This is a genomic window from Microbacterium xylanilyticum, assembly GCF_054654695.1.
In genome coordinates this window covers 830890-853034 of sequence record NZ_BAAIEN010000002.1, presented here as the reverse complement: position 1 = coordinate 853034, position 22145 = coordinate 830890, and the positions used below count along the sequence as shown (strand labels likewise).

Sequence of the window (22145 nt, the reverse complement as noted above, 5' to 3'; positions counted from 1 at the left end):
CCCGCGAGACACCCAGACCACCACACACCACCCGGAAGGACGATGATGACCGAGGCCTACACCCCCGCCGACCTGCCCACGAGGATCCAGCACTACATCGACGGCGAGTTCGTCGACTCGATCGACCGCGACACCTTCGAGGTGCTCAACCCCGTCACCAACGAGACCTACGCGCACGCCGCGGCCGGCAAGAAGGCCGACATCGAGAAGGCGGTCGCGGCCGCGAAGCGCGCCTTCGACGAGGGCCCGTGGCCCCGCATGCTCCCCCGCGAGCGCTCCCGCGTGCTGCACAGGATCGCCGACATCGTCGAGTCGCGAGACGCCCGCCTCGCCGAGCTCGAGTCGCACGACTCCGGTCTGCCGATCACCCAGGCCCTGGGTCAGGCCCGTCGCGCCGCCGAGAACTTCCGCTTCTTCGCCGACCTGATCGTCGCCCAGGCCGACGACGCCTTCAAGGTGCCGGGCAAGCAGATGAACTACGTCAACCGCAAGCCGATCGGCGTCGCGGGCCTCATCACGCCGTGGAACACGCCGTTCATGCTCGAGTCGTGGAAGCTCGGCCCCGCGCTCGCCACCGGCAACACGGTCGTGCTCAAGCCGGCCGAGTTCACGCCGCTGAGCGCGTCGCTGTGGGCGGGCATCTTCGAGGAGGCCGGCTTGCCCAAGGGTGTCTTCAACCTCGTCAACGGCCTCGGCGAGGACGCGGGCGATGCCCTCGTCAAGCACCCCGACGTGCCGCTCATCTCCTTCACCGGGGAGAGCCGCACCGGACAGATCATCTTCGGCAACGCGGCGCCGTTCCTCAAGGGCCTGTCGATGGAGCTCGGCGGCAAGAGCCCGGCGGTCGTGTTCGCGGACGCCGATCTGGACACCGCGATCGACGCCTGCATCTTCGGCGTGTTCTCGCTGAACGGCGAGCGCTGCACCGCCGGATCCCGGATCCTCGTGCAGCGCGAGGTGTACGACGAGTTCGTGGAGAAGTACGCGGCCCAGGCGAAGCGCGTCAAGGTCGGCCACCCGCACGACCCGTCCACGGAGGTCGGCGCACTGGTGCACCCCGAGCACTACGAGAAGGTGATGAGCTACGTCGAGATCGGCAAGACCGAGGGCCGGCTGGTCGCCGGCGGCGGGCGCCCCGAGGGCTTCGATGAGGGAAACTACGTCGCCCCGACGGTGTTCGCCGACGTCTCGCCCGATGCGCGCATCTTCCAGGAGGAGATCTTCGGCCCGGTCGTCGCGATCACGCCGTTCGACACCGAGGAGGAGGCGCTCGCGCTCGCGAACAACACCAAGTACGGCCTGGCCGCCTACATCTGGACCAACGACCTCAAGCGCGCGCACAACTTCGCCCAGGCCGTCGAGGCCGGCATGGTCTGGCTCAACTCGAACAACGTGCGGGACCTCCGCACCCCGTTCGGCGGCGTGAAGGCGTCCGGACTCGGCCACGAGGGCGGCTACCGCTCGATCGACTTCTACACCGATCAGCAGAGCGTGCACATCACGCTCGGCGCACCGCACAACCCGACCTTCGGCAAGCAGGACCCGGGCTCGGAGGCGCACACCGAGACCGACATCGACGACCCGGATCCCCGCTGAGCCGGATCCCGAGACCGCCATCTAGCAAGGACGCTGATATGACCAACCGCGCCGACATGACGCTCACCTCCTCGGGCTTCTACACCAGCCAGGAGGCGCCCATCACCACCGACAACCCCATCCCGACGCCCCAGGCGAGCCCGCCGGACGTGCTGCGCTGCGCGTACATGGAGCTCGTCGTCACCGACCTCGCCGCCTCGCGGGTGTTCTACGTGGACGTGCTCGGCCTGTACGTGACCGAGGAGGACGAGGACACGATCTACCTCCGCTCCACGGAGGAGTTCATCCACCACAACCTCGTGCTGCGCAAGGGCCCGGTCGCGGCCGTCGCGGCGTTCTCCTACCGGGTGCGCACCCCCGAGGACCTCGACCGCGCGGTCGAGTTCTACACGGAGCTGGGCTGCGAGGTGCGCCGCAACCCCGACGGCTTCGTGAAAGGGATCGGCGACTCGGTGCGGGTCGTGGATCCGCTCGGGTTCCCTTACGAGTTCTTCCACCAGACCGACCACGTCGAGCGGATGAGCTGGCGCTACGACCTGCACATCCCCGGAGAGCTCGTGCGCCTGGACCACTTCAACCAGGTCACCCCCGACGTGCCGCGCGCCGTGAAGTACATGCAGGATCTCGGCTTCCGTGTCACCGAGGACATCCAGGACGAGGAGGGCACGGTCTACGCCGCCTGGATGCGCCGCAAGCCCACCGTGCACGACACCGCGATGACCGGCGGCGACGGCCCCCGCATGCACCACGTGTGCTTCGCCACCCATGAGAAGCACAACATCCTCGCGATCTGCGACAAGCTCGGGGCGCTGCGCCGCTCCGACGCGATCGAGCGCGGCCCGGGCCGCCATGGCGTCTCCAACGCGTTCTACCTCTACCTTCGCGACCCCGACGGGCACCGCGTCGAGGTGTACACGCAGGACTACTACACCGGCGACCCCGACAACCCGGTCGTCACCTGGGACGTGCACGACAACCAGCGCCGCGACTGGTGGGGCAACCCCGTGGTGCCCTCGTGGTACACGGACGCGTCGCTCGTGCTCGACCTCGACGGCAACCCGCAGCCGGTCGTCGCCCGCACCGACTCCAGCGAGATGGCCGTCACGATCGGCGCCGACGGGTTCAGCTACACCCGCGCAGACCAGGGCGAGGAGTCCATGCCCGAGTGGAAGCAGGGCGAGTACAAGCTCGGACACCAGCTGTGAGCCTCGCGCCGGAGACGATCGCCGAGCTCGCCGCCGAGCTCGCCGAGGCCGACCGCACGCACGGCGTGATCCCGCGCATCACGGCGCGCCACCCCGAGGCGACGGTCGAGGACTCCTACGCGATCCAGGGCGTCTGGCGCGACGCCCAGGTCGCCGCCGGGCGCACCCTGGTGGGGCGCAAGATCGGCCTCACCTCGAAGGCGATGCAGCAGGCGACGGGCATCACCGAGCCGGACTACGGCGTCATGTTCGACGACACGGTGTACCCGTCCGGATCCGAGATCCCCACCGAGAACTTCTCGAACGTGCGGATCGAGGTCGAGCTGGCGTTCGTGCTCAAGGAGCCCCTCTCCGGTCCCGACTGCACCCTCGAGGACGCGCTGGCCGCGATCGACTACGCCGTCCCCGCGCTCGAGGTGCTGAACTCGCACATCGAGCTCGAGGGGCGCACGATCGTGGACACGATCAGCGACAACGCCGCCTACGGGGCGATGGTGCTCGGCACCGTGCACAAGCGCCCGGACGAGATCGACCTGCGCTGGGTGCCCGGGGTGCTCAGCCGCAACGGCGAGATCGAGGAGACCGGCGTCGCCGCGGGCGTGCTCGGCCACCCCGCGACCGGCGTCGCCTGGCTCGCGAACAAGTTCCACCAGCACGGCGCGCGCCTGGAGGCCGGAGAGATCATCCTGGCCGGATCCTTCACCCGGCCGATGTGGGTGTCGCGCGGCGACGAGGTGCGCTGCGACTATGGGCCCATGGGAGTCATCGAATGCCGCTTCGTCTGAGCCCGACGTTCCGCGATCGCCTGGCCGACGCCGACCGCCCCTTGATCGGCATGTGGGCGTGCACCGGCAGCCCGCTCGTCACCGAGATCGCGGCCGGATCCGGCCTGGACTGGCTGCTGATCGACGGGGAGCACTCGGCGAACACGCTGGACACGCTGCAGGTGCAGCTGCAGGTCGCGGCGGCGTACCCGATCGCGCCGCTCGTGCGGGTGCCGTGGAACGACCCGGTCATCGTCAAGCAGGTGCTCGACCTCGGCGCGCAGAACCTCATCGTGCCGATGGTGTCCTCCGCCGAGGAGGCACGCGCCGCCGTGGCGGCCACCCGGTATCCGCCCGAGGGGGTGCGCGGGGTGGGCTCGGCCCTCGCTCGCAGCGCCCGCTGGAACCGCGTCGACGGCTACCTCCGCGACGCCGCGCAGCACGTGTCGCTGACGGTGCAGATCGAGACCGCGGCGGGCGTCGCCGCGGCCTCCGAGATCGCCGCGGTCGACGGCGTGGACGCGGTGTTCGTCGGGCCGTCCGACCTCGCCGCCTCCATGGGGCTGCTCGGCCAGCAGACGCACGCCGACGTGGTCGCCGCCGTCGAGGGCGTGTTCGCGGCAGTGACCGCCGCCGGCAAGCCGGTCGGCGTGAACGCGTTCGATCCTGCGGCCGCTGACGCGTACATCGCCGCCGGCGCCGCGTTCGTCGCGGTGGGCGCGGACGTGGCCCTGCTCGCCCGCGCCTCCGAGGCCCTCGCCGCCCGGTTCCTGCCCTCCCCCGGCTCCGGTCCCGCCGCCAGCTACTGACGGTCCCCGTTCCCCGCCCCACCGCCTTCGACGAGGCCGGGAGCGGAGACCTGGCAGGATGGCACGGGTGAGGGTGGGCGTCGCGGCACTGCGGGATCGGGGATTCCGCTGGTTCTTGCTGGCGCGCACGGTCACCCTGATCACGGGCTCGATGTCGTCGATCGCCCTCGCGTTCGCGGTGCTCGGGATCGACAACGACGCGGGCGCCCTCTCGATCGTGCTCACGGCGTTCACGGTCGCCAACATCGTGTTCCTGCTGCTCGGCGGCGTCGTCGCCGACCGCCTGCCGCGCGCGGTCGTGATCCAGACGAGCTATGTCGTGGACATCCTCTCGATCGGCGCGACCGCGGCACTGCTCTTCACGGGCACCGCCACCGTGCCGGTGCTGGCCGCCCTCGCCGCCGTGAACGGGGCCTCTGCCGCGTTCGTGATGCCGGCGATGCAGGGGCTATCCCGCAGCTGACCGCCCCCGGCCATCTGCAGCAGGCGAACGCGCTGCTGTCCTTCGCGCGCTCCGCGACGACGATCGCCCGAGCATCTGGCGTGGGCCGGCGGGTCGTCGCGGCCGCCGAGCACGCGCCCGTCGCCTGACCGCGCCCGCCCCGCGACACGGTCGAACTGGCGCATTCATAGGCGGGGACGGCAGGATGAACGCATGACTTTCCCCGCTCTCGCGCCTCTCGCCGACCGCGCGGCATTGTTCGCCGCCCTCCGCCAGGACCAGCTGGTCGCCGCGACCGACGCGCTGGGCGAGCACCGCTGGGACGTCGATCTCGCGGCGGGCACCCTCACCTTCACCTCCGAGGCGGATCCGAACCGCCGCATCGTCGCGCGCGCCTCCCTCGTCGCGACGATCGCCCCCGGTCCCCGTTCCCTGATGTGGGCCTGGGCGCATCCCCAGGGCGGATCGGACCCGCAGATCGCCGGCCTGCGCGAGTACGGCACCACCTACTCGATCGCCGAGCTGTCGCAGGCCGAGCTGCCGTTCCCGGCCGAGGCCGACGCGGACCTGGACGGCTGGATCTCGCGCGCCGCGCACCAGGTCGGCGCGATCGCCGAGGAGATCACCGGGCGCTCGCCGTACTACTCGGCGCCGGTCGGCAGCGGCACCCGTGCCGTGTTCCTGCTGGACGCGCCGCTGCCCGCCCTCACCGTGGCCGACGCCGTGACCGCCCTGCCCCGGATCCTGCCGGAGCTGTCGCTGTCCGATGCGCGCTCCTCGGTCTGGGATCTGGCGCGTCTCGCGGGCTGGAGCATGCAGTGGACCGACGAGGCCTACTCGGGCGCCGTCGTCAGCGACGCGAGCGGCAGCGCCACGTTCCGCTTCGACGAGTACGCGCGCATCGCCGGGGTCGACTCCACGCTCGGCCAGACTCCGCAGGGCTGATCCGGATCCGGCGCCCGGATGCGCACCGTATCGCGCGGCGCGCTGCTTCTGGTGCTCATCGCCACGGCGGTGCTGCTCCTGCCCCGCCCCGCCGACGCGCATGTGACGACCGTCGCGTACGCCGACCTGTCCGCGGCGAGCGCGACCGACGTCCGGGCGCGGTTCGACCTGCAGTACCCGCTGCTCAGCGCCTCCGCCGCGAAGGCCGAGAAGGATCCCGGGCTGTTCGCCGATGCGATCGAGCACCCTCGGGCCGGCGCGGAGGATCAGGTGCTGGCGGAGCACGCGTCGACGATCCTCGCCTACACGACCGCGCGCTTCACCGTCGCCCCGGAAGGCGGTCGCCCCTGCCGCCCGCACGCCGAGGGCGCCGCCGCGTTCCACAACCGGGACGCCACCGACTACGCCCGCTTCACCGTGCGCTACACGTGCGACACCGCACACCATGGCGCGCTCGTGGTGCGCAGCACGCTGTTCCCCGACGCGGAGGGCATGGTCACGGACACCAAGACGATCGTGACCTACGCTCTGGCCGGCCGCAGCGGCAGCGCCGTCCTGGACCGCACCCATCCGCAATTCTCCACCGCGCAGCCGTGGACAGAGCGCTTCGCCGAGTTCTTCCTCCTCGGCGCGGAGCATCTGCTCACCGGCCTCGACCACATCCTCTTCCTGGTCGCCCTCATCATCAGCTCCCGGCGGCTGCGCGACCTCGTCTTCGCGGCCACCTGCTTCACGGCGGCGCACACGATCACGTTCCTGCTCGCCGCCCTCGGGTTCGTGCACATCGGCGCGAACGTCGTGGAGCCCGCGATCGCGCTGTCCATCGCAGCGGTCGCCGCCTGGCACCTGTGGGAGGAACGACTGCGCCGGGCCGCGGTGCGCCGCGGGATGCCGGCCCCCGTGCCCTCCCGCGGCGCATCGCTGCTGCGGCTCGGGATCGTGTTCGGCTTCGGCCTCATCCACGGGCTCGGCTTCGCCAGCGCGCTGCACATCACCGAGCCCTGGTCGTGGACCCTGCTGTGGTCGCTGCTCGTGTTCAACCTCGGCATCGAGGCGGTCCAGCTGGCGATCATCCTGCTCGTCTTCCCCCCGCTGACGCTGCTGCGCCGCCGGATGCCGCGCACCGCGACGGTGCTGGGCATCGTGGTCACCGCGGCGGTGCTGCTGCTGGGCCTGCTCTGGTTCGTCATGCGCCTGCTCGGGATCCCCGGCACGCCCTGAGCGGGGATGCAGAACGGGCGGACCCGACGAGGTGTCGGATCCGCCCGTTCTGCAGGTGATCAGCGGGTGATGCCCACGGCGCGCTCGGCGGCCTCGACCACGTTCGTCATCAACAGCGCGACCGTCATCGGGCCCACGCCTCCCGGGTTGGGCGAGAGCCAGCCGGCGACCTCGGCGACTGCCGGATCCACGTCGCCGTACACCTTGCTCTTCCCGGTCTCCGGGTCGGCCTCGCGCGTCACGCCCACATCGAGCACGGCCGCGCCCGGCTTGACGTCCTCCGCGCGGATGAGGTGCTTGACGCCCGCCCCCGCGACGATGACGTCGGCCTCGCGCAGGTACGGCGACATGTCCGGCGTGCCGGTGTGCACCTGAGTGACGGTCGCGTTGATGTCGCGGCGCGTGAGGAGGAGCCCGATCGGACGACCGATCGTGACACCGCGACCGACCACCACGACATGCTTGCCCTTGAGGTCGTAGTCGTTGCGCAGCAGCAGCTCGATCACGCCGCGCGGCGTGCACGGCAGCGGGGTGTGAATCGGCGCGTTCACGTTGAGCACCAGCCGGCCGAGGTTGGTCGGGTGCAGCCCGTCCGCGTCCTTGGCCGGGTCGATCCGCTCCAGGATCGCGTCGGTGTCGAGGTGCTTCGGCAGGGGCAGCTGCACGATGTAGCCGTGGCACGCCGGATCCGCGTTGAGCTCGTCGATGACCGCCTCGACCTCGGCCTGCGTGGCATCGGCGGGCAGCTCGCGCTGGATCGAGTTCATCCCGATCGCCTCGGACTGCCGGTGCTTCATCCCCACGTACAGCTGCGAGGCCGGATCGGCGCCGACGAGCACCGTGGCGATGCCGGGGACGACGCCCTTCTCCTTGAGTGCGGCGACGCGCTCGGTCAGCTCCGCCTTGATCTGGGCCGCAGCGGCCTTGCCGTCGAGGATCCGAGCCGTCACTGCACGAGGTCCGGGTAGAGCGGGAAGGCCGCGGCGAGCGCGTCCACGCGGGCCCGCAGCGCCTCGACGTCCGCACCCGGCTGCAGCGCGAGCGCGATCACGTCGGCGACCTCGGTGAACTCGGCGTCGCCGAAGCCACGGGTGGCCAGGGCCGGGGTGCCGATGCGCAGACCCGAGGTGACCATCGGCGGGCGCGGGTCGTTCGGCACCGCGTTGCGGTTCACCGTGATGTGGATGTCGTGCAGCAGATCCTCGGCCTGCTTGCCGTCGATCGCGGCGTCGCGCAGGTCGACGAGCACGAGGTGCACGTCGGTGCCGCCCGAGCGCACGGCGATGCCGGCGTCCTTCACGTCCTGCTGCGAGAGGCGGTCGGCGATGATCGCCGCACCGCGCAGCACGCGCTCCTGGCGCTCCTTGAACTCGGGGGTGCCGGCGATCTTGAACGCGGTGGCCTTCGCGGCGATCACGTGCATGAGCGGACCGCCCTGCTGGCCCGGGAAGACCGCGGAGTTGATCTTCTTCGCGATCTCGGGGTCGTTCGTGAGGATGAAGCCGGAGCGGGGGCCGCCGATGGTCTTATGCACCGTCGAGGACACCACGTGCGCGTGCGGCACCGGGTTCGGGTGCAGGCCGGCCGCGACGAGACCGGCGAAGTGCGCCATGTCGACCCAGAGCAGGGCGCCGACCTCGTCCGCGATCGCGCGGAACGCGGCGAAGTCGAGGGTGCGCGGGTAGGCCGACCAGCCCGCGATGATGACCTTCGGCTTGTGCTCGATCGCGAGGCGGCGCACCTCGTCCATGTCGATGGTGGAGGTCTCCGGGTTCACCCCGTAGGCGACGATGTCGTAGAGCCGGCCGGAGAAGTTGATCTTCATGCCGTGCGTGAGGTGGCCGCCCTGGTCGAGGGAGAGGCCGAGCAGGGTGTCGCCGGGGCGGGCGATCGCGTGCAGCACCGCGGCGTTCGCGGTCGCGCCGGAGTGCGGCTGGACGTTCGCGAACTCGGCGCCGAACAGCTCCTTGGCGCGGGAGATCGCGAGCTCCTCGGCGACGTCGACCTCCTCGCAGCCGCCGTAGTAGCGGCGGCCGGGGTAGCCCTCGGCGTACTTGTTGGTCAGCACCGAGCCCTGTGCCTGCAGCACGGAGACGGGGACGAAGTTCTCCGAGGCGATCATCTCGAGGAAGGTCTGCTGGCGCTTGAGCTCCCGGTCGAGGACCTGGGCGATCTCGGGATCCACCTCGGCGAGAGGCGCGTTGAAGAAACGGTCGGTCATGGCGTGCTCCTTTGACGGTTGCGAGAGAAGGGTGCTCATCGGCCCAGGCGCGCGGTCGAATCCATGACGGTCGCTCCCCGGTGGTGACCCACCCAGACGCCAGTCGCGACATCACGAGCCTACCCGATCGGGATGCGGATCCCGAGGGTGATGACACGCCAGGGCCGCGCGGGCCCGCACCGCGGGATTCAGCGGATTGATAGGCGCCGGCCGTTGCGTCCGATCTAAACCTCTGGAACTATATGTTTTGCGCCGACAGGGTCGCAGCCCCGCCGGCGCCCGGCCGTGCGGATCGCCCCGCTCCCCGGCAACCGCTCCACCGCACCATCCCCCGAAAGCGCAGCGTCGCGCGAAAGGAAGACGATGTCCCGCAACACCGACAAGCCCGCCGTCCTGGAGGACGGAGAGCACCTCAGCGTCCTCGGCTACGAAGACCACTTCAACCGGTCGATGAGCTTCTGGGCCAACTTCGCCCTCGGCTTCACCTACCTCTCGCCGCTGGTCGGGGTGTACTCGCTGTTCGCCACGGCCCTGGCCGTCGGCGGTCCGCCTTCGATCTTCTGGATCTTCATCGTGGGAGCCGGCCAGCTGCTCGTCTCGCTCGTGTTCGGCGAGGTGGTGTCGCAGTACCCGATCCACGGCGGCATCTACCCGTGGGCGCGACGCCTCTGGGGACGGCGCTACGCGTGGATGGCGGCCTGGGTGTACATCTGGGCGATGATCGTCACGATCACGGCTGTCGCGGAATACGGATCCGGATTCCTCGCCAGCCTGTTCGGCATCGAGATCACGCCGCTGTCGACGCTGCTGCTCACCCTCGCTCTCCTGCTGGTCGCGCTGGCGCTGAACTTCTCCGGCACGAAGACCATGGCACGCGTCGCCCAGATCGGCCTCGCTGCCGAGCTCGTCGGCGTGATCGGCGTCGGGCTGTACCTGCTGATCTTCCAGCGCAAGCAGCCGTTCAGCGTGTTCTTCGACACCATGGGCGTGCAGGGCGACGGGAGCTACGCGACCGCGTTCTTCGGTGCGGCGCTGGCGGGCCTGTTCCTGTTCTACGGCTTCGAGGCGTGCGGAGATGTGGCCGAGGAGGTCGAGCGTCCCGCGCACCGGATCCCCCGCGCCATGATGCTGACGATCGTCGTCGGCGGCGTCTCGGCGCTGTTCTCGTTCGGCGGCTACGTGCTCGCCGCGCCGGATCTGCGCGCGATCGTCTCCGGCAAGGACGTCGACCCCATCCCGCACATCCTGGAGATGACCCTGGGCCCCGTCGGCGCGAAGGTCTTCCTCGTCGTCGCCGTCACCGCGTTCCTGTCGTGCGTGCTGAGCCTGCAGGCGGCAGCGAGCCGACTGCTCTACTCGTTCGCGCGCGACGGGATGCTCCCCGGCCACCGCTGGCTGTCCCAGGTGACGCCGCGCACGAAGGTCCCCGCGAACGCGCTGATCGTGGCGTGCACCGTGCCCGTGCTCCTCGCGCTGCTGATCTTCGTGAACGAGGATCTGCTGAACTCGGTCACGGCGTTCGCGGTGCTCGGGATCTACGTCGCGTTCCAGATGGTCGTGCTCGCCGCACTCCGCCAGCGGATCAAGGGATGGCGCCCGGCCGGCCCGTTCTCGCTCGGCCGCTGGGGCGTGGTCGTGAACGCGCTGGCCCTCGCTTACGGGGTGTTCGCGATGTACCTCCTCGCGAAGCCCGGCGCGTCCGGCAACCCGTTCACGGACTGGATCGTGCTGATCGGCCTGGGGATCGTGCTCGGCACGGGGCTGCTGTACCTCTTCCTCGCCCGCCCCGACCGCAAGTCCACCGCTGCCGCGGGCGATGCGATCGCCGTCGCCGAGGAGATCCGCGCCCGCACCGGAGCGGTGCGCACGCTGTCCTGAACGCTGCGGGAACGGGTCGGATGGCAGGCCCGTTCCCGCAGTGCGCACGCGCGCCGCGGCGCGGTAAGTTTTGTTCATGGTCCTGCATGATGCACCGGCGCTCGCCCCGCTCTCGCACCGACCGGCCACGACCATCCGTTCCGAGGAGATCGCATGACCGCCCGCATCGAGAGCTCCGCCCAGGGCCCCCTCGTCATCCACTCCGCCCGCATCGTCTCGGGCGGATCCCTCGTCGAGGACGGCTGGATCCGCGCCGAGGACGGATCCGTCGTCGCGCGCGGAACCGGATCCGGCTGGGCGCCGGCCGACACCGTGGTCGACGCGCGGGAGGCCGCGGGAGCGGGCGCGATCCTCGCCCCCGGCTTCGTCGACATCCACGGCCACGGCGGTGCGAACGCGGCCTTCGACGACGGCGCCGACGCGATCCGCACCGCACGCGCCATGCACCGCGCGCACGGCACCACCCGCGCGGTCGTGTCCCTGATCACGGCGACCCTCGATCAGCTCGCCGAGCGCGTCGGCATGGTCGCCGACCTCATGGACACCGAGCACGACCTCCTCGGCTCGCATCTGGAGGGCCCCTTCCTCGATCCCGGCCACAAGGGCGCGCACGATCCCGAGCTGCTGCGGCTCCCCGAGCCGGCCGACGTGGAGCGTCTGCTCGACGCCGGGCGCGGCACGGTGCGCCAGGTCACGCTGGCACCGGAGCTCCCCGGCGGCATGGCGGCGATCCGGCTCATCGTCGCCGCGGGCGCGGCGGCCGCCGTCGGGCACACCGACGCGGACGACGACACCCTGCGCGCCGCCTTCGACGCGGGGGCGACGATCCTCACGCACGCCTTCAACGCGATGCGGCCGGTGCACCACCGCAACCCGGGGCCCGTGCTCACCGCGGCGCACGACGAACGCGTCACGCTCGAGGCGATCGCCGACAACATCCACCTGCACCCGCACGTGATCAAGCTGCTGTTCGACGAGGCGCCGGGGCGGGTCGCGCTGGTCACCGACGCCATGGCTGCGGCGGGCGCCGCGGACGGCGACTACATGCTCGGCTCCCTGCACGTCACGGTGCGGGAGGGCGTCGCACGCGTGGACAGCGGCTCCATCGCGGGCTCCACGCTGACGCAGGACGTCGCGCTGCGCCGCGCCGTCGAGGCCGGGGTGCCGCTGCCGGACGCGGTCGATGCCCTCACCCGCACGCCCGCGCGGGCGATCGGCCTCGACGCGCAGCTGGGCGAGCTCGCGCCCGGCCGGCTGGCCGACGCGGTGCTGCTCACGAGCGGCCTCGACGTCGCCATCGTCTGGACGGGCGCGGCGCCGCGCCGCTGACCCGCACGGGAACGACCCGGGTCGGAGGCCGCCTTCTCCCCAGCGGCGGCCTCCGTACCCTCGGCCTTTCCCAGGTCCTCGCAACCCGACTGCGAGGATCCCCCCGTGTTCAGAGCGGGGCGGCCCGGGACTCCTCCCCCGAGGCGCCGGGCCGACCCCGCCGGCGGATCCCCATCCGCCGGAGTCCGTGTTCGCCGCCCCCGGTGGATCGCTCAGACTGTCTCTGACAGGAGAGATGGGGCTCGCTCAGACTGTCTCTGACAGGAGAGATGGGGTCGGACGGGATCCATTACGCGACTTCGCAAGATTTCTTCAGAAAAGTTCTGACACCCTGTCTCACGGATCCCGGAACCGAGTCCGGCGCCGCTCTCCTCCCGAAAGGACGCGGCGATTTCGTTCGCACCCTGGCGCGTTCCCCTGCCGAGGGTGAAGAATGGATAGTCCGCGTGATGGAAAGCCTGGGTCCGCGTCTCCTCCTGTGAGAGCGCTTCCGACCCGAGAACCGAGAGATGACCGACCACATCGAACAATCGCACGATGCCGCGGCGGCGTCGGCGCGCAGCGACGCCGATCTCGTGCTGCGTACGCGCTCCGGCGACCCCGACGCCTTCGCGCAGCTGTGGCGTCGGCATTACGCATCGGGAATCGCGGTGGCACGGTCGATCACGAGCGCTTTCGACGCCGACGATCTGGTGCAGGAGGCCTTCGCTCGGATCTATCAGGCGATCCAGAAGGGCGGCGGCCCGACCGGATCCTTCCGCGCCTACCTGTTCACGAGCATCCGCAACACGGCCGCAGGATGGGGCCGTGCGCGTCGCGAAGCGCCGATCGACGAGCTCGACACCGTCGCCGACCCGTCCTCGACCGAGCAGGCCACGAACGACGCCCTCGACCGCAGCCTCTCCGCACAGGCGTTCCGCAGCCTGCCGTCCCGCTGGCAGGAGGTGCTCTGGTACTCCGAGATCGAGCAGATGAACCCTGCCGAGATCGCGCCGCTGCTCGGCATGACCCCCGGTGCGACGGCGCAGCTCGCCTTCCGAGCCCGCGAGGGTCTTCGTGAGGCGTGGATCCAGGCCCATCTGAGCACGGCCGTGCCCGGCTCGGTCTGCGAATGGACGATTGCTCGGCTCGGCGCGTACGCGCGCGACAACCTCGGATCCCGCGATCGCGCGAAGCTGGACGCCCACCTGTCGGAGTGCGCCCGCTGCCTGATCGTGGCCGCGGAGGCCAAGGAGGTCTCGCACCGTCTCGCCTTCGTGCTCCTGCCCCTCGTGCTCGGCGTCAGCGGCTCGGGCGCCTACCTCGCCATGCTGCAGAGCGGCACGCTCCCGGCCGTGGCCCTCGCCGCGATGCCCTCCAGCGTCGTGGAGGGCGCGGTCGTCGCAGGCACCGCCGGTGCCGGTGCGGCAGGCGTGGGGGCGGCGCACGGCGCGGCGGCGGCCGGATCGGCCTCCGGCGGCGCAGGCGGCTCGTCCGGCGGCTCCGTGGGCGGGTTCGGTGCGCTGGTGGGCGCAGGTACCGCGGCGCTGGTGATCGCCGGTGCGATCGTGGCCGCGGCGGTCGTGCCCGGGCTCACGGCGAACCCCGCGTCGACCTCGGCGCCGTCCGCCTCGGACCAGGGGGACTCCGGCATCGTCGCGCAGGTGTCGCAGCCGAAGACGACGCCCGCCACGCCGCCGGCGCCGACGGAGCCGCCGGCCGAACCCGCGCCGCACGTCGACGCACCGAAGCCCGCGGTGCCCGCGCCGGTCGTGACCCCGGCGCCGCCCGCTCCGGCAGCCGACACGGCACCGGCCGCAGCTCCTCCGCCGCCCGCGGAGCCGCCGCCGACGACCGACCCGGGCACGGACCCGGGGACCGATCCCGGAACGGGTCCGTCGACTCCTCCCGTCGCTGCGCCTGCGCTCGGCACCGCCACCCTCGAGTGCGGGGTCCTGTCCGCGATCTGGGGAGTGCGCGTCACCGTGCCGGTCGACGGCACTCCGGGGGCGACCGTCACCGCGGTCGGCGACCAGGGCTCCGGTCTCACAGCGAGCACCGTCCTCGACGAACACGGCTCGGGCACGATCACCCTGTACCCGTCCTGGGGGCAGGTCCAACGCGCCACGATCGTGACGTTCACCGCTGTTCTGGGCGACGTCACCAGCACAGCCACGACGTGGAGTCTTGGCTCGTTCGGGTCCGTGACGTGGCACGAGTGCGTGATCGCCGACCCGCCCGTGACGACGCCGCCCGCCGACGCACCTGTGACGGACCCGACTCCCGCCCTCCAGACCCCGGCTCCCTCGGGCGCCCCAGCGCCGACGGACGCGCCCGCGCCCACCCAGCCGGCTACGGCGGCTCCCGCGACGACGCCCGCCGATCCCGCGCCGACCGATCCCGCGCCCGCGCCGACGAATCCCGCGCCCGCGCCGACCGCTCCGGCGCCCGCGCCGACCGATCCCACGCCCGCGTCGACCGCGATCCTCTCGCTCGAGCCGGTGCCGGGGCTCACCGCGGTCACGCTGTCCGTTCCGTCGCCCTGAGCCGGCACCGCTCCGCAGCGCTGAGCCCGGCTGCAGTACCGACATCCGACGAGCCCGCGCTCTCCACGAGCCCGCGCTCTCCCGGTGCCCGCCCTCCCGGGAGAGCACCGATCCGCGACGCGTAGAATCGTCCTCATGCCCGCCGACATCCCCGCAGCTGAGACTCCCCGGGCGACCGCGTCCCTCTCCGACTCCCGGGCGACGACCGCCCAGGGCACCGAGCCGCTGGGCTTCCGCCCCCGTGCCACCGCGCTGGACATCGTCCGCGTGGTGGTGCTGATCGCCGCGCTGGCGTCACTCGCACTGTGGGGCCTCGTCGTGTGGACCCTGCCGTGGAACCTCGTCGCCGCGATCGGCGCGCCCGTGATCACGCTGCTGATCTGGGCGCTCTTCCTCTCGCCGCGCCCGGTGCTCGTCGTGCACCCGTTCCTGCGCGCCGCGGTAGAGCTCGTGGTGTACGCCGGCGTGACGGTCGCGTGGTGGACCATGGGGCAGGCCTGGATCGGTCTCGGTTTCGCCGTCGTCGCGATCGCGACGGGGCTCATCGCCGGCCGGCGCACTCTGTCCTGAGGCCCCCGTGGGCACCCCCGTGCTGGACCGGCTGCACGCAGCGCTGGGCGACCGCGTCGACACCACGGCCGCCGCGCTCGACGCCGCCAGGGCCGACCGATCCGGCCACGCCGCCGTGGAGCCGCCGCTGGCCCTGGTGCACGCGGAATCGGTCGCCGACGTGCAGGCCGTCCTGCGCATCGCGCATGACAGCGGTACCCCCGTCGTCGTGCGGGGAGCCGGAACCGGCCTCGCGGGCGCCTCGATCGCCGGCGCCGGGGAGATCGTGCTCTCCACGCTGCGGATGCGGCGCGTGCTCGAGGTGCGCCCCGACGACCTGCTGGCCGTCGTGGAACCCGGGATCCTCAACGCGGAGCTCGATGAGGTGCTGGCCCCGTACGGACTGTGGTGGCCGCCGGACCCGGCGAGCCGCGACATCTCCACGGTCGGCGGCAACATCGCGACCGGCGCGGGCGGCCTGCTCTGCGCGAAGTACGGCGTGGTGCGGGACGCCGTACTGGCCGTCGACCTCGTGCTCGCCGACGGGCGGCTGCTGCATCTCGGCCACCGCAGCGTCAAGGGGGTGACGGGCCTCGACCTCACCTCCCTCGTGATCGGATCCGAGGGACGGCTCGGCGTCATCGTCGGCGCCACCCTCAAGCTGCGGCGCATCGAACCCGGCACACCGTGCACGATCGTGGCGACGTTCCCCACCGTCCGAGAGGCCGCCCGCGGTTCGGCGGCGGTCACCGCCTCCGGAGCGCAGCCGGCGATCATGGAGCTCATGGACGCGCGCTGCCTCGCCGCCGTGCACTCCCTGCTCGAGCGGGATCCCCCGGCCGAGGGCATCGCCCAGCTGACGATCCAGACGGACGGCCTGTCCGCCGCCGTCGAGGCCGGGCAGATCGCCGCCGTGCTGCGGCAGGCGGGCGGCGCCGTCACCGTGACCGACGACCCCGCCGAGGGCGAGGAGCTGCTGCGGATCCGCCGGTCGATGCACGCCGCGATGGCGCGCCTGGGCACCACGCTCATCGAGGACGTGTCGGTGCCACGCAGCGCCCTGCCCGCGATGTTCGACGAGATCGCTCGCATCGAGCAGGCGTACGGCATCGAGATCCCGACCGTCGCCCATGCCGGCGACGGCAATCTGCACCCGAACTTCATCGTCCAGACCGCGGAGATCCCGGAGCGGATCTGGCAGGCGGCCGACGAGCTGTTCCGTGCCGCCCTGTGCCTGGGCGGCACGCTCACCGGGGAGCACGGCATCGGCACCCTGAAGAGCCGCTGGCTCGCCGACGAGCTCGGCGAGGACCAGTGGCAGCTGCAGCGCGAGATCGTCCGGGTCTTCGATCCCCGCGGCATCCTGGCGCCGGGCCGGGTCTTCGCGCAGCGTCCCTCCTCCGATCCGCACGACGCCGAACCGCATCCCGCCGAGGAGCCCCATGCCTGACATCCACGTCTCCGCCGCGATCATCACCGACAGCGCAGGACGCGTGCTCGTCGTGCGCAAGCAGGGCACCGAGCGGTTCATGCAGCCCGGCGGGAAGCCCGAGCCCGGCGAGACCGCCGCGCAGACGCTCGCGCGCGAGCTGCACGAGGAGCTCGGCCTGCGCATCGCCGAGCACGACCTGCGCCCTCTCGGCGTGTTCGTCTCCGCCGCGGCCAACGAGCCAGGACACCGGGTCGTCGCCACGGCGTTCGCGACGACGGCCGAGCCCGCCGACGTGCAGGTGCAGGCGGAGCTCGCCGAGCTGCGCTGGATCACCCCGGCCGACGCGGACACGCTGCCCCTGGCGCCGCTCAGCGAGGAGTATCTGCTCCCGCTGGCGTGGCCGGAACGAGCCCGTTCTCTCGGTTCCTGAACGGGCGCGCCTCAGCCGAAGGGCCGTGGATCGCGGGTCAGATCCCCTGCCAGGACGGCTTGTTGGCGAACGTGTAGCGGTAGTAGTGGGCGAGCTTGAGCCGCGACGCGGCCGCTTCGTCGACGACCACCGTGGTGTGCGGGTGCAGCTGGATCGCCGAGCCCGGAACGAAGGCCGAGAGCGGGCCCTCGACCGCGTCGGCGACCGCCTGCGCCTTGCCCTCGCCGTAGGCGAGCAGCACCAGATGCCGCGCCTCCAGGATCGTGCCGAGCCCCTGGGTGATGCAGTGCATCGGCACCTGATCGAGGGAGTCGAAGAACCGGGCGTTGTCCTTGCGGGTCTGCTCGGTGAGGGTCTTCACGCGGGTCCGGGACGAGAACGAGCTGCCTGGCTCGTTGAAGCCGATGTGACCGTCTGTCCCGATGCCGAGCAGCTGCAGGTCGACCCCGCCCGCCGCGCGGATCTTCGCGTCGTACTCGGCGCCCGCGTGCTCGATACCGTCCAGGGATCCGTCCGGCACATGCACCAGCGACGGGGTGAGGCCCAGCGGCTCGACGACCTCGCGGGTGATCACGGAGCGGTAGCTCTCCGGGTGCGCCGGGTCGATGCCGACGTACTCGTCCAGGGCGAACCCGCGCACCTGCGACACGTCGACGCCGTCGAGCTGCGTGCGCAGGGCGGAGTAGACCGGCAGCGGCGTGGATCCGGTCGCAAGGCCCAGCACCGCGTCGGAGCGACGGGCGATGAGCCTCCCGATCTCCGCGGCGACCAGGGCGCCGGCGGCCGCCGGATCCTCGACGATGACGACTTCAGCCATGGAGGGCTCCTTCTGATTCGATCAGGGGCGTTGCGGGCTCGGGAGTTGCACGCTCGGCGGATGCGGGCCCGGCGGATGCGCCTGTCGCCCGGTCGGCCGTGACGACGACGCGCCCCGTGTGCGGATCCTCGCCGTGCAGCAGCGCGGCACCCACCAGCGCGGCGCCCAGCGAGGCGGCCGGCGACCCCGCGGGCAGGAGCTCGATCCGCTCGTCGAGGCGCAGCGACGCGATGAACGGCGACTCCGCGTTCTCGCGGCGGAGGCGTCCGATGAGGTCGCCGAGCAGGCGGTCGCCGAGCGCCGTGACGCCGCCGCCGATCACGACGGTCTCCACGTCGGCGCTGAGCACGAGCGCGCGCACGGCCGAGGCAGCACCGAACGCGATGCCCTCGCGCAGCTCGACGGCGAGCGGATCCCCGGCCTCGGCCAGGTCGAAGATGTCGCGGATGGGCAGCTCCCCGCCCCGGCCCCAGGCCTTCATCACGGCGCCGCCGCCGCAGAACGTCTCGATGCAGCCGCGCTGTCCGCAGCCGCACACGCGCCCGGCCGGATCCACCGACAGATGCCCGACCTCGCCGGCGGTGCCGCGCGCCCCGCGCCAGAGCGCGCCCTCGATGAGGATGCCCGCCGCGACCCCGGTGCCGAGGTTCAGATAGGCCACGGAATGCGCGTCCCCGCGGAGGGATCCTGCGCCCACGGCCGCGGCCTTGACGTCGTTCTCGACGGCGACCGGCACCGGGATGCGCGCGCGGATCGCGGCTGCGAGGTCGAGCTCCTCCACCCCCAGGTTCACCGCGTGCAGCACTCGGCCGTTCGCGGCGTCGACGAGGCCGGGGATGCCGATCCCGATGGAGATCACGTCGGCGACGGCGAAGCCCGCCTCACCGGCGAGCGCGTCGATCGCTGCGAGCGCCGCCGCGGTGACGGCGTCATCGCCCCACCCCGTGGGGATCCGCGTGCGGCCCAGGATCGTGTCGTCCTCGCCGAGCGCCAGCGCCTCGATCTTCGTCCCGCCGACGTCGAGGCCGACCCTGATCGCGCTCATGACACTCCCAACTGCCCCGACAGGACCATGACGGCCGTTCCCCGCAGCACGATGTCGTCCTGCGCCGTGAGACGGATAACCAGGTCGTCGAAGACGCCGTCCAGCGTCCGCGCGGTCAGCGTGCGACGCGCGGCGTCGATGAGCGTGCCCGCGAGCAGGTCGGCCGGACCCGAGAGCACGATCTCGGAGAGGTCGAGCGCCGCGACGATCGGTGCGATGGCCACGCCGAGCCGGATCCCGGCCTCGCGCAGCTGCTCCGCCTCGGACGCGGGGTCCTCGGCGATGCGGGCGCGCAGGCTCGAGGCGTTCAACCACGCCTCCAGACAGCCGTCCTTGCCGCACGCGCACCGTGGGCCGCCGTCGGTTCCGACGACGACGTGCCCGATCTCGCCCGCGGCGAAGCGGCTGCCGACGAGCGGCTGGCTGTCGGAGATGAGACCCGCCCCGACGCCTCGTCCGATCTTGATCAGCAGCATGTCAGGGCGCCCCTGACCGAACGTGTACTCGGCGAGCACCGCGGCATTCGCGTCGTTGCGCACGAGCACCGGCAGGTCGAGCGCAGCGCTCAGCAGGCGCTCGAGCGGGAAGTCGCTCCACCCCAGATTCGGCGAGTTCAGCACCATGCCGTCGGGGCGGACGATGCCCGGCGCGCCGACACCGACCCCGAGCACGGGAACGGTGGACAGCGCGATCAGCTCCTCGGCGAGGGCGCGCACGGCCTCGTAGGCGGCCGTGCCGCCGTCCGGTCGCGGCACCTCGCGGCGCTCGAGCACGACGCCGTCGAGGCTCATCAGCGCCCCCTCGAAGGCGCCGGTGCTGGACAGGTCGAGGCCGACGATGCGGTGCCCCTCGCGGTCGATGTCGATGAGGATGGGCGGCTTGCCCGGGCCCGTCGTCTCGCGGATCCCCCGCTCCACGACGATGCCGTCGTGGATGAACTCCCCCACGAGATCGGAGATCGTGACGCGAGTGAGCCCGGTCTCCCGGGAGAGGTCTGCACGGCTCATCGCGCCGGAGTGGTAGAGCGTCTGCAGCACGAGCGCCCGGTTGTGCCCGCGCGCGTGCTCGGGGAGCACCTTGGTGCTCGTGCGCAGCTTTCGCGCGGAGCCGAACCGGTGCGGACTCGCGCCGCCGTTCTCCGTGCTCACAGGACGACCCTGCCCATCCCTGACACCATGTTTGTTAGTACACCTTACGAACGGGGTGAAAATCAAGCCCTCTCACGCGGACCGCGAGTCGGGGCCCTGCAAACGTTACCCGATCCGGGCGCTCCAGCACCTTCCGGCGGCGCCGGAGCGCATGGATCCGAGGACGCGGATCCGCCACCCCGAGCGTCCGGGGTGCTTCCGTTGCCGTTTTGTGATATGGCATCCCCTATCCTTGAAAGACTGACAACGTTCTGAAGCAAGGCTGAACCAAGGGGGTGTGCACGTGACGGATCTGGCAACGGCAGCGGGGGCTCCGACAGAGGAGAACGCCATCGTCGACGGCACGGACGCGACCACGGTCGGTGAGACCGTGGGCGATGACGGCACGGGCGATCGCCCTGTGGCATGGGCTCCCACGGAGGAGCCGCCCAGGAAGAAGCGCCACATCGGACGCTGGGTCGGCATCGGCCTCGGTGCGGTGGCGCTCGGCCTCGGCGCCGCATCCACGATCCTGATCGCCCCGGGCACCGCCATCGCCGGCGTCCAGGTGGGCTGGATGACCCCGGGGGCCGCGGCCGAGGCCGTGAGCAACCACCTCAACAGCATGCAGGTCACGCTCACGGGCGAAGGCGACGGCAAGCGCGTCACCGGATCCGATCTGGGTGCCCGCATCGACGCGACCAAGCTCGCCGACAAGGCGTTCGCCGAGCGTCCGATGTGGAACCTCACGAGCTGGATGGGCGCCCCCATCACCGCCCCCGTCACTCTCGACGACCGTGCCGCCGATCACGCGCTGCGCGCGCAGGTGCCGACGGTCTACCAGGACGCCGCCGACGCCGGTGTGACCTTCAACGGCACCGGCTATGTGGCGACCCCGGCGAAGAACGGCTCGGGCATCGATCTGAAGGCGCTCGCCTCCGCGATCACCGCCGCAGCCGAGAAGGGCAAGGGCACGGTCTCGTTCGCCGCCGAGCCGGTGACCGCCGCTCCGGCGATCAGCGACAAGGACGCCTCCGCGACGGCCGGCAAGCTCAACACGCTGCTCTCCACCATCGGCTTCTACGTCGGCAGCGAGCGCACCGTCCCGATCGATGCGGCAACCGCCTCCAAGTGGCTCACGGTCACGCCCGAAGACGGCAAGCTCGCGATCCACGCCGATCAGGCGGCGATCCAGAAGTCCGTCGACGCCCTTCCCGCGCTCGTCAACCGCGCTCCGGTCAACGCGACGAGCATCGTCGACTCCTCGGGCCAGGTGCTCGACGACCTCACCCCCGGCGTCACCGGACGTCAGCTGGGCGACGTCTCGGGTGCTGCCGCCGCATTCGCATCGCAGCTCGCGGAAGGGAACGGCAGCTTCGCCCTCCCCGTCAAGGACACCCCGTTCAGCTCGACCACCCTGCTGCGCAAGATCGACGTCAACCTCAGCACGGAGACGCTGACGGTCACCGAGAACGGCAACGTGGTCGACTCGTGGGCGATCTCGTCGGGCCGCGAGGGCTTCGCGACGCACACCGGCTCGTTCGCGGTGAACTGGAAGCTCGAGACCCAGAACATGGGCAACACCGACCTCACGAAGGCGCCGTACTACTACCAGCCCGACGTGAAGTGGATCATGTACTTCAACGGCGACGAGGCCCTGCACGGCGTGTACTGGCACGACAACTGGGGCACCCCGATGAGCCACGGCTGCGTCGGCATGCCGGAGTGGCGCGCCGAGTGGCTGTTCGACTGGAGCCCGCAGGGCACCGAGGTGAACGTCCACTACTGAGCCGGATCCGATCCGGACACG

At 71.6% G+C, this 22145-nt stretch carries 19 protein-coding genes and 1 riboswitch; of the genes, 14 read left to right on the top strand and 5 right to left on the bottom strand.

What is annotated here, in order from left to right; all coding sequences use genetic code 11:
• Positions 1-45 precede the first annotated feature (45 nt).
• The 7 genes from hpaE to ACYQ1L_RS04595 all read left to right on the top strand — a co-directional run bounded on the left by hpaE (position 46) and on the right by ACYQ1L_RS04595 (position 6982).
• Positions 46-1596, top strand: coding sequence for a 5-carboxymethyl-2-hydroxymuconate semialdehyde dehydrogenase (gene hpaE / locus ACYQ1L_RS04625; protein WP_460003073.1), 1551 nt, complete (start codon positions 46-48; stop codon positions 1594-1596).
• A 38-nt stretch (positions 1597-1634) separates the two neighbouring features.
• Complete coding sequence (gene hpaD / locus ACYQ1L_RS04620; RefSeq protein ID WP_460003072.1) at positions 1635-2801, top strand: 3,4-dihydroxyphenylacetate 2,3-dioxygenase; 1167 nt, start codon at positions 1635-1637, stop codon at positions 2799-2801.
• Positions 2798-3586 carry a 2-keto-4-pentenoate hydratase gene (locus ACYQ1L_RS04615; RefSeq protein WP_159576680.1) on the top strand — a complete coding sequence of 263 codons (789 nt, stop codon included), beginning with the start codon at positions 2798-2800 and terminating at the stop codon, positions 3584-3586. Before hpaD ends, ACYQ1L_RS04615 begins: the two co-directional genes overlap by 4 nt.
• Complete coding sequence (locus ACYQ1L_RS04610; RefSeq protein WP_460003071.1) at positions 3571-4374, top strand: HpcH/HpaI aldolase family protein; 804 nt, start codon at positions 3571-3573, stop codon at positions 4372-4374. The genes ACYQ1L_RS04615 and ACYQ1L_RS04610 overlap by 16 nt, the downstream gene beginning before the upstream one ends.
• 58 nt (positions 4375-4432) lie before the next feature.
• On the top strand, positions 4433-4837 hold the full coding sequence (locus ACYQ1L_RS04605; protein WP_460003070.1) for an MFS transporter: 405 nt from the start codon (positions 4433-4435) through the stop codon (positions 4835-4837).
• Positions 4838-5029: 192 nt separating this feature from the next.
• Positions 5030-5761, top strand: coding sequence for a DUF6882 domain-containing protein (locus ACYQ1L_RS04600; protein ID WP_460003069.1), 732 nt, complete (start codon positions 5030-5032; stop codon positions 5759-5761).
• Positions 5762-5779: 18 nt separating this feature from the next.
• Positions 5780-6982 carry a HupE/UreJ family protein gene (locus ACYQ1L_RS04595; protein ID WP_460003068.1) on the top strand — a complete coding sequence of 401 codons (1203 nt, stop codon included), beginning with the start codon at positions 5780-5782 and terminating at the stop codon, positions 6980-6982.
• A gap of 59 nt (positions 6983-7041) precedes the next feature.
• On the opposite strand, the gene ACYQ1L_RS04590 is transcribed toward ACYQ1L_RS04595, so the two are convergent.
• The gene (locus ACYQ1L_RS04590; RefSeq protein WP_460003067.1) at positions 7042-7932 is read right to left on the bottom strand and encodes a bifunctional methylenetetrahydrofolate dehydrogenase/methenyltetrahydrofolate cyclohydrolase; all 891 of its coding nucleotides are present in this window, start codon (positions 7930-7932) and stop codon (positions 7042-7044) included.
• The gene (gene glyA, locus ACYQ1L_RS04585; RefSeq protein ID WP_460003066.1) at positions 7929-9203 is read right to left on the bottom strand and encodes a serine hydroxymethyltransferase; all 1275 of its coding nucleotides are present in this window, start codon (positions 9201-9203) and stop codon (positions 7929-7931) included. Before glyA ends, ACYQ1L_RS04590 begins: the two co-directional genes overlap by 4 nt.
• Positions 9204-9237: 34 nt before the next feature.
• Positions 9238-9320: riboswitch (ZMP/ZTP riboswitch) on the bottom strand.
• Between the two features lie 246 nt (positions 9321-9566).
• Here glyA and ACYQ1L_RS04580 point away from each other — a divergent pair.
• From ACYQ1L_RS04580 to ACYQ1L_RS04555, 6 genes are all read left to right on the top strand, one after another.
• Positions 9567-11081 carry an APC family permease gene (locus tag ACYQ1L_RS04580; RefSeq protein WP_460003065.1) on the top strand — a complete coding sequence of 505 codons (1515 nt, stop codon included), beginning with the start codon at positions 9567-9569 and terminating at the stop codon, positions 11079-11081.
• A 153-nt stretch (positions 11082-11234) separates the two neighbouring features.
• Entirely contained in the window at positions 11235-12410 is a 1176-nt protein-coding gene (gene nagA / locus ACYQ1L_RS04575; RefSeq protein WP_460003064.1) for an N-acetylglucosamine-6-phosphate deacetylase, read from the top strand.
• A 509-nt stretch (positions 12411-12919) separates the two neighbouring features.
• The gene (locus ACYQ1L_RS04570) at positions 12920-14935 is read left to right on the top strand and encodes a sigma-70 family RNA polymerase sigma factor (RefSeq protein ID WP_460003063.1); all 2016 of its coding nucleotides are present in this window, start codon (positions 12920-12922) and stop codon (positions 14933-14935) included.
• Positions 14936-15070: 135 nt separating this feature from the next.
• Positions 15071-15505 (top strand): YrdB family protein, encoded by a 435-nt coding sequence (locus ACYQ1L_RS04565; RefSeq protein WP_460003062.1) that lies wholly within the window; start codon positions 15071-15073, stop codon positions 15503-15505.
• Positions 15506-15512: 7 nt separating this feature from the next.
• Complete coding sequence (locus tag ACYQ1L_RS04560) at positions 15513-16934, top strand: FAD-binding oxidoreductase (protein ID WP_460003061.1); 1422 nt, start codon at positions 15513-15515, stop codon at positions 16932-16934.
• On the top strand, positions 16927-17346 hold the full coding sequence (locus ACYQ1L_RS04555) for an NUDIX hydrolase (protein WP_460003060.1): 420 nt from the start codon (positions 16927-16929) through the stop codon (positions 17344-17346). The genes ACYQ1L_RS04560 and ACYQ1L_RS04555 overlap by 8 nt, the downstream gene beginning before the upstream one ends.
• A gap of 37 nt (positions 17347-17383) precedes the next feature.
• Here the strand turns inward: ACYQ1L_RS04555 and ACYQ1L_RS04550 are convergent, their stop codons facing one another.
• Genes ACYQ1L_RS04550 through ACYQ1L_RS04540 form a run of 3 tightly spaced genes read right to left on the bottom strand, consistent with a single transcriptional unit; the run spans position 17384 to position 20356 of the window.
• On the bottom strand, positions 17384-18163 hold the full coding sequence (locus tag ACYQ1L_RS04550) for a glucosamine-6-phosphate deaminase (protein WP_460003059.1): 780 nt from the start codon (positions 18161-18163) through the stop codon (positions 17384-17386).
• Positions 18156-19208 carry an ROK family protein gene (locus ACYQ1L_RS04545; protein ID WP_460003058.1) on the bottom strand — a complete coding sequence of 351 codons (1053 nt, stop codon included), beginning with the start codon at positions 19206-19208 and terminating at the stop codon, positions 18156-18158. Before ACYQ1L_RS04545 ends, ACYQ1L_RS04550 begins: the two co-directional genes overlap by 8 nt.
• Complete coding sequence (locus ACYQ1L_RS04540) at positions 19205-20356, bottom strand: ROK family transcriptional regulator (RefSeq protein ID WP_460003057.1); 1152 nt, start codon at positions 20354-20356, stop codon at positions 19205-19207. Before ACYQ1L_RS04540 ends, ACYQ1L_RS04545 begins: the two co-directional genes overlap by 4 nt.
• Before the next feature lie 283 nt (positions 20357-20639).
• On the opposite strand from ACYQ1L_RS04540, the gene ACYQ1L_RS04535 reads away from it, so the two are divergent.
• Positions 20640-22124: a L,D-transpeptidase gene (locus ACYQ1L_RS04535; protein ID WP_460003056.1), complete on the top strand. Its 1485-nt coding sequence runs from the start codon at positions 20640-20642 to the stop codon at positions 22122-22124.
• Positions 22125-22145: the final 21 nt, after the last annotated feature.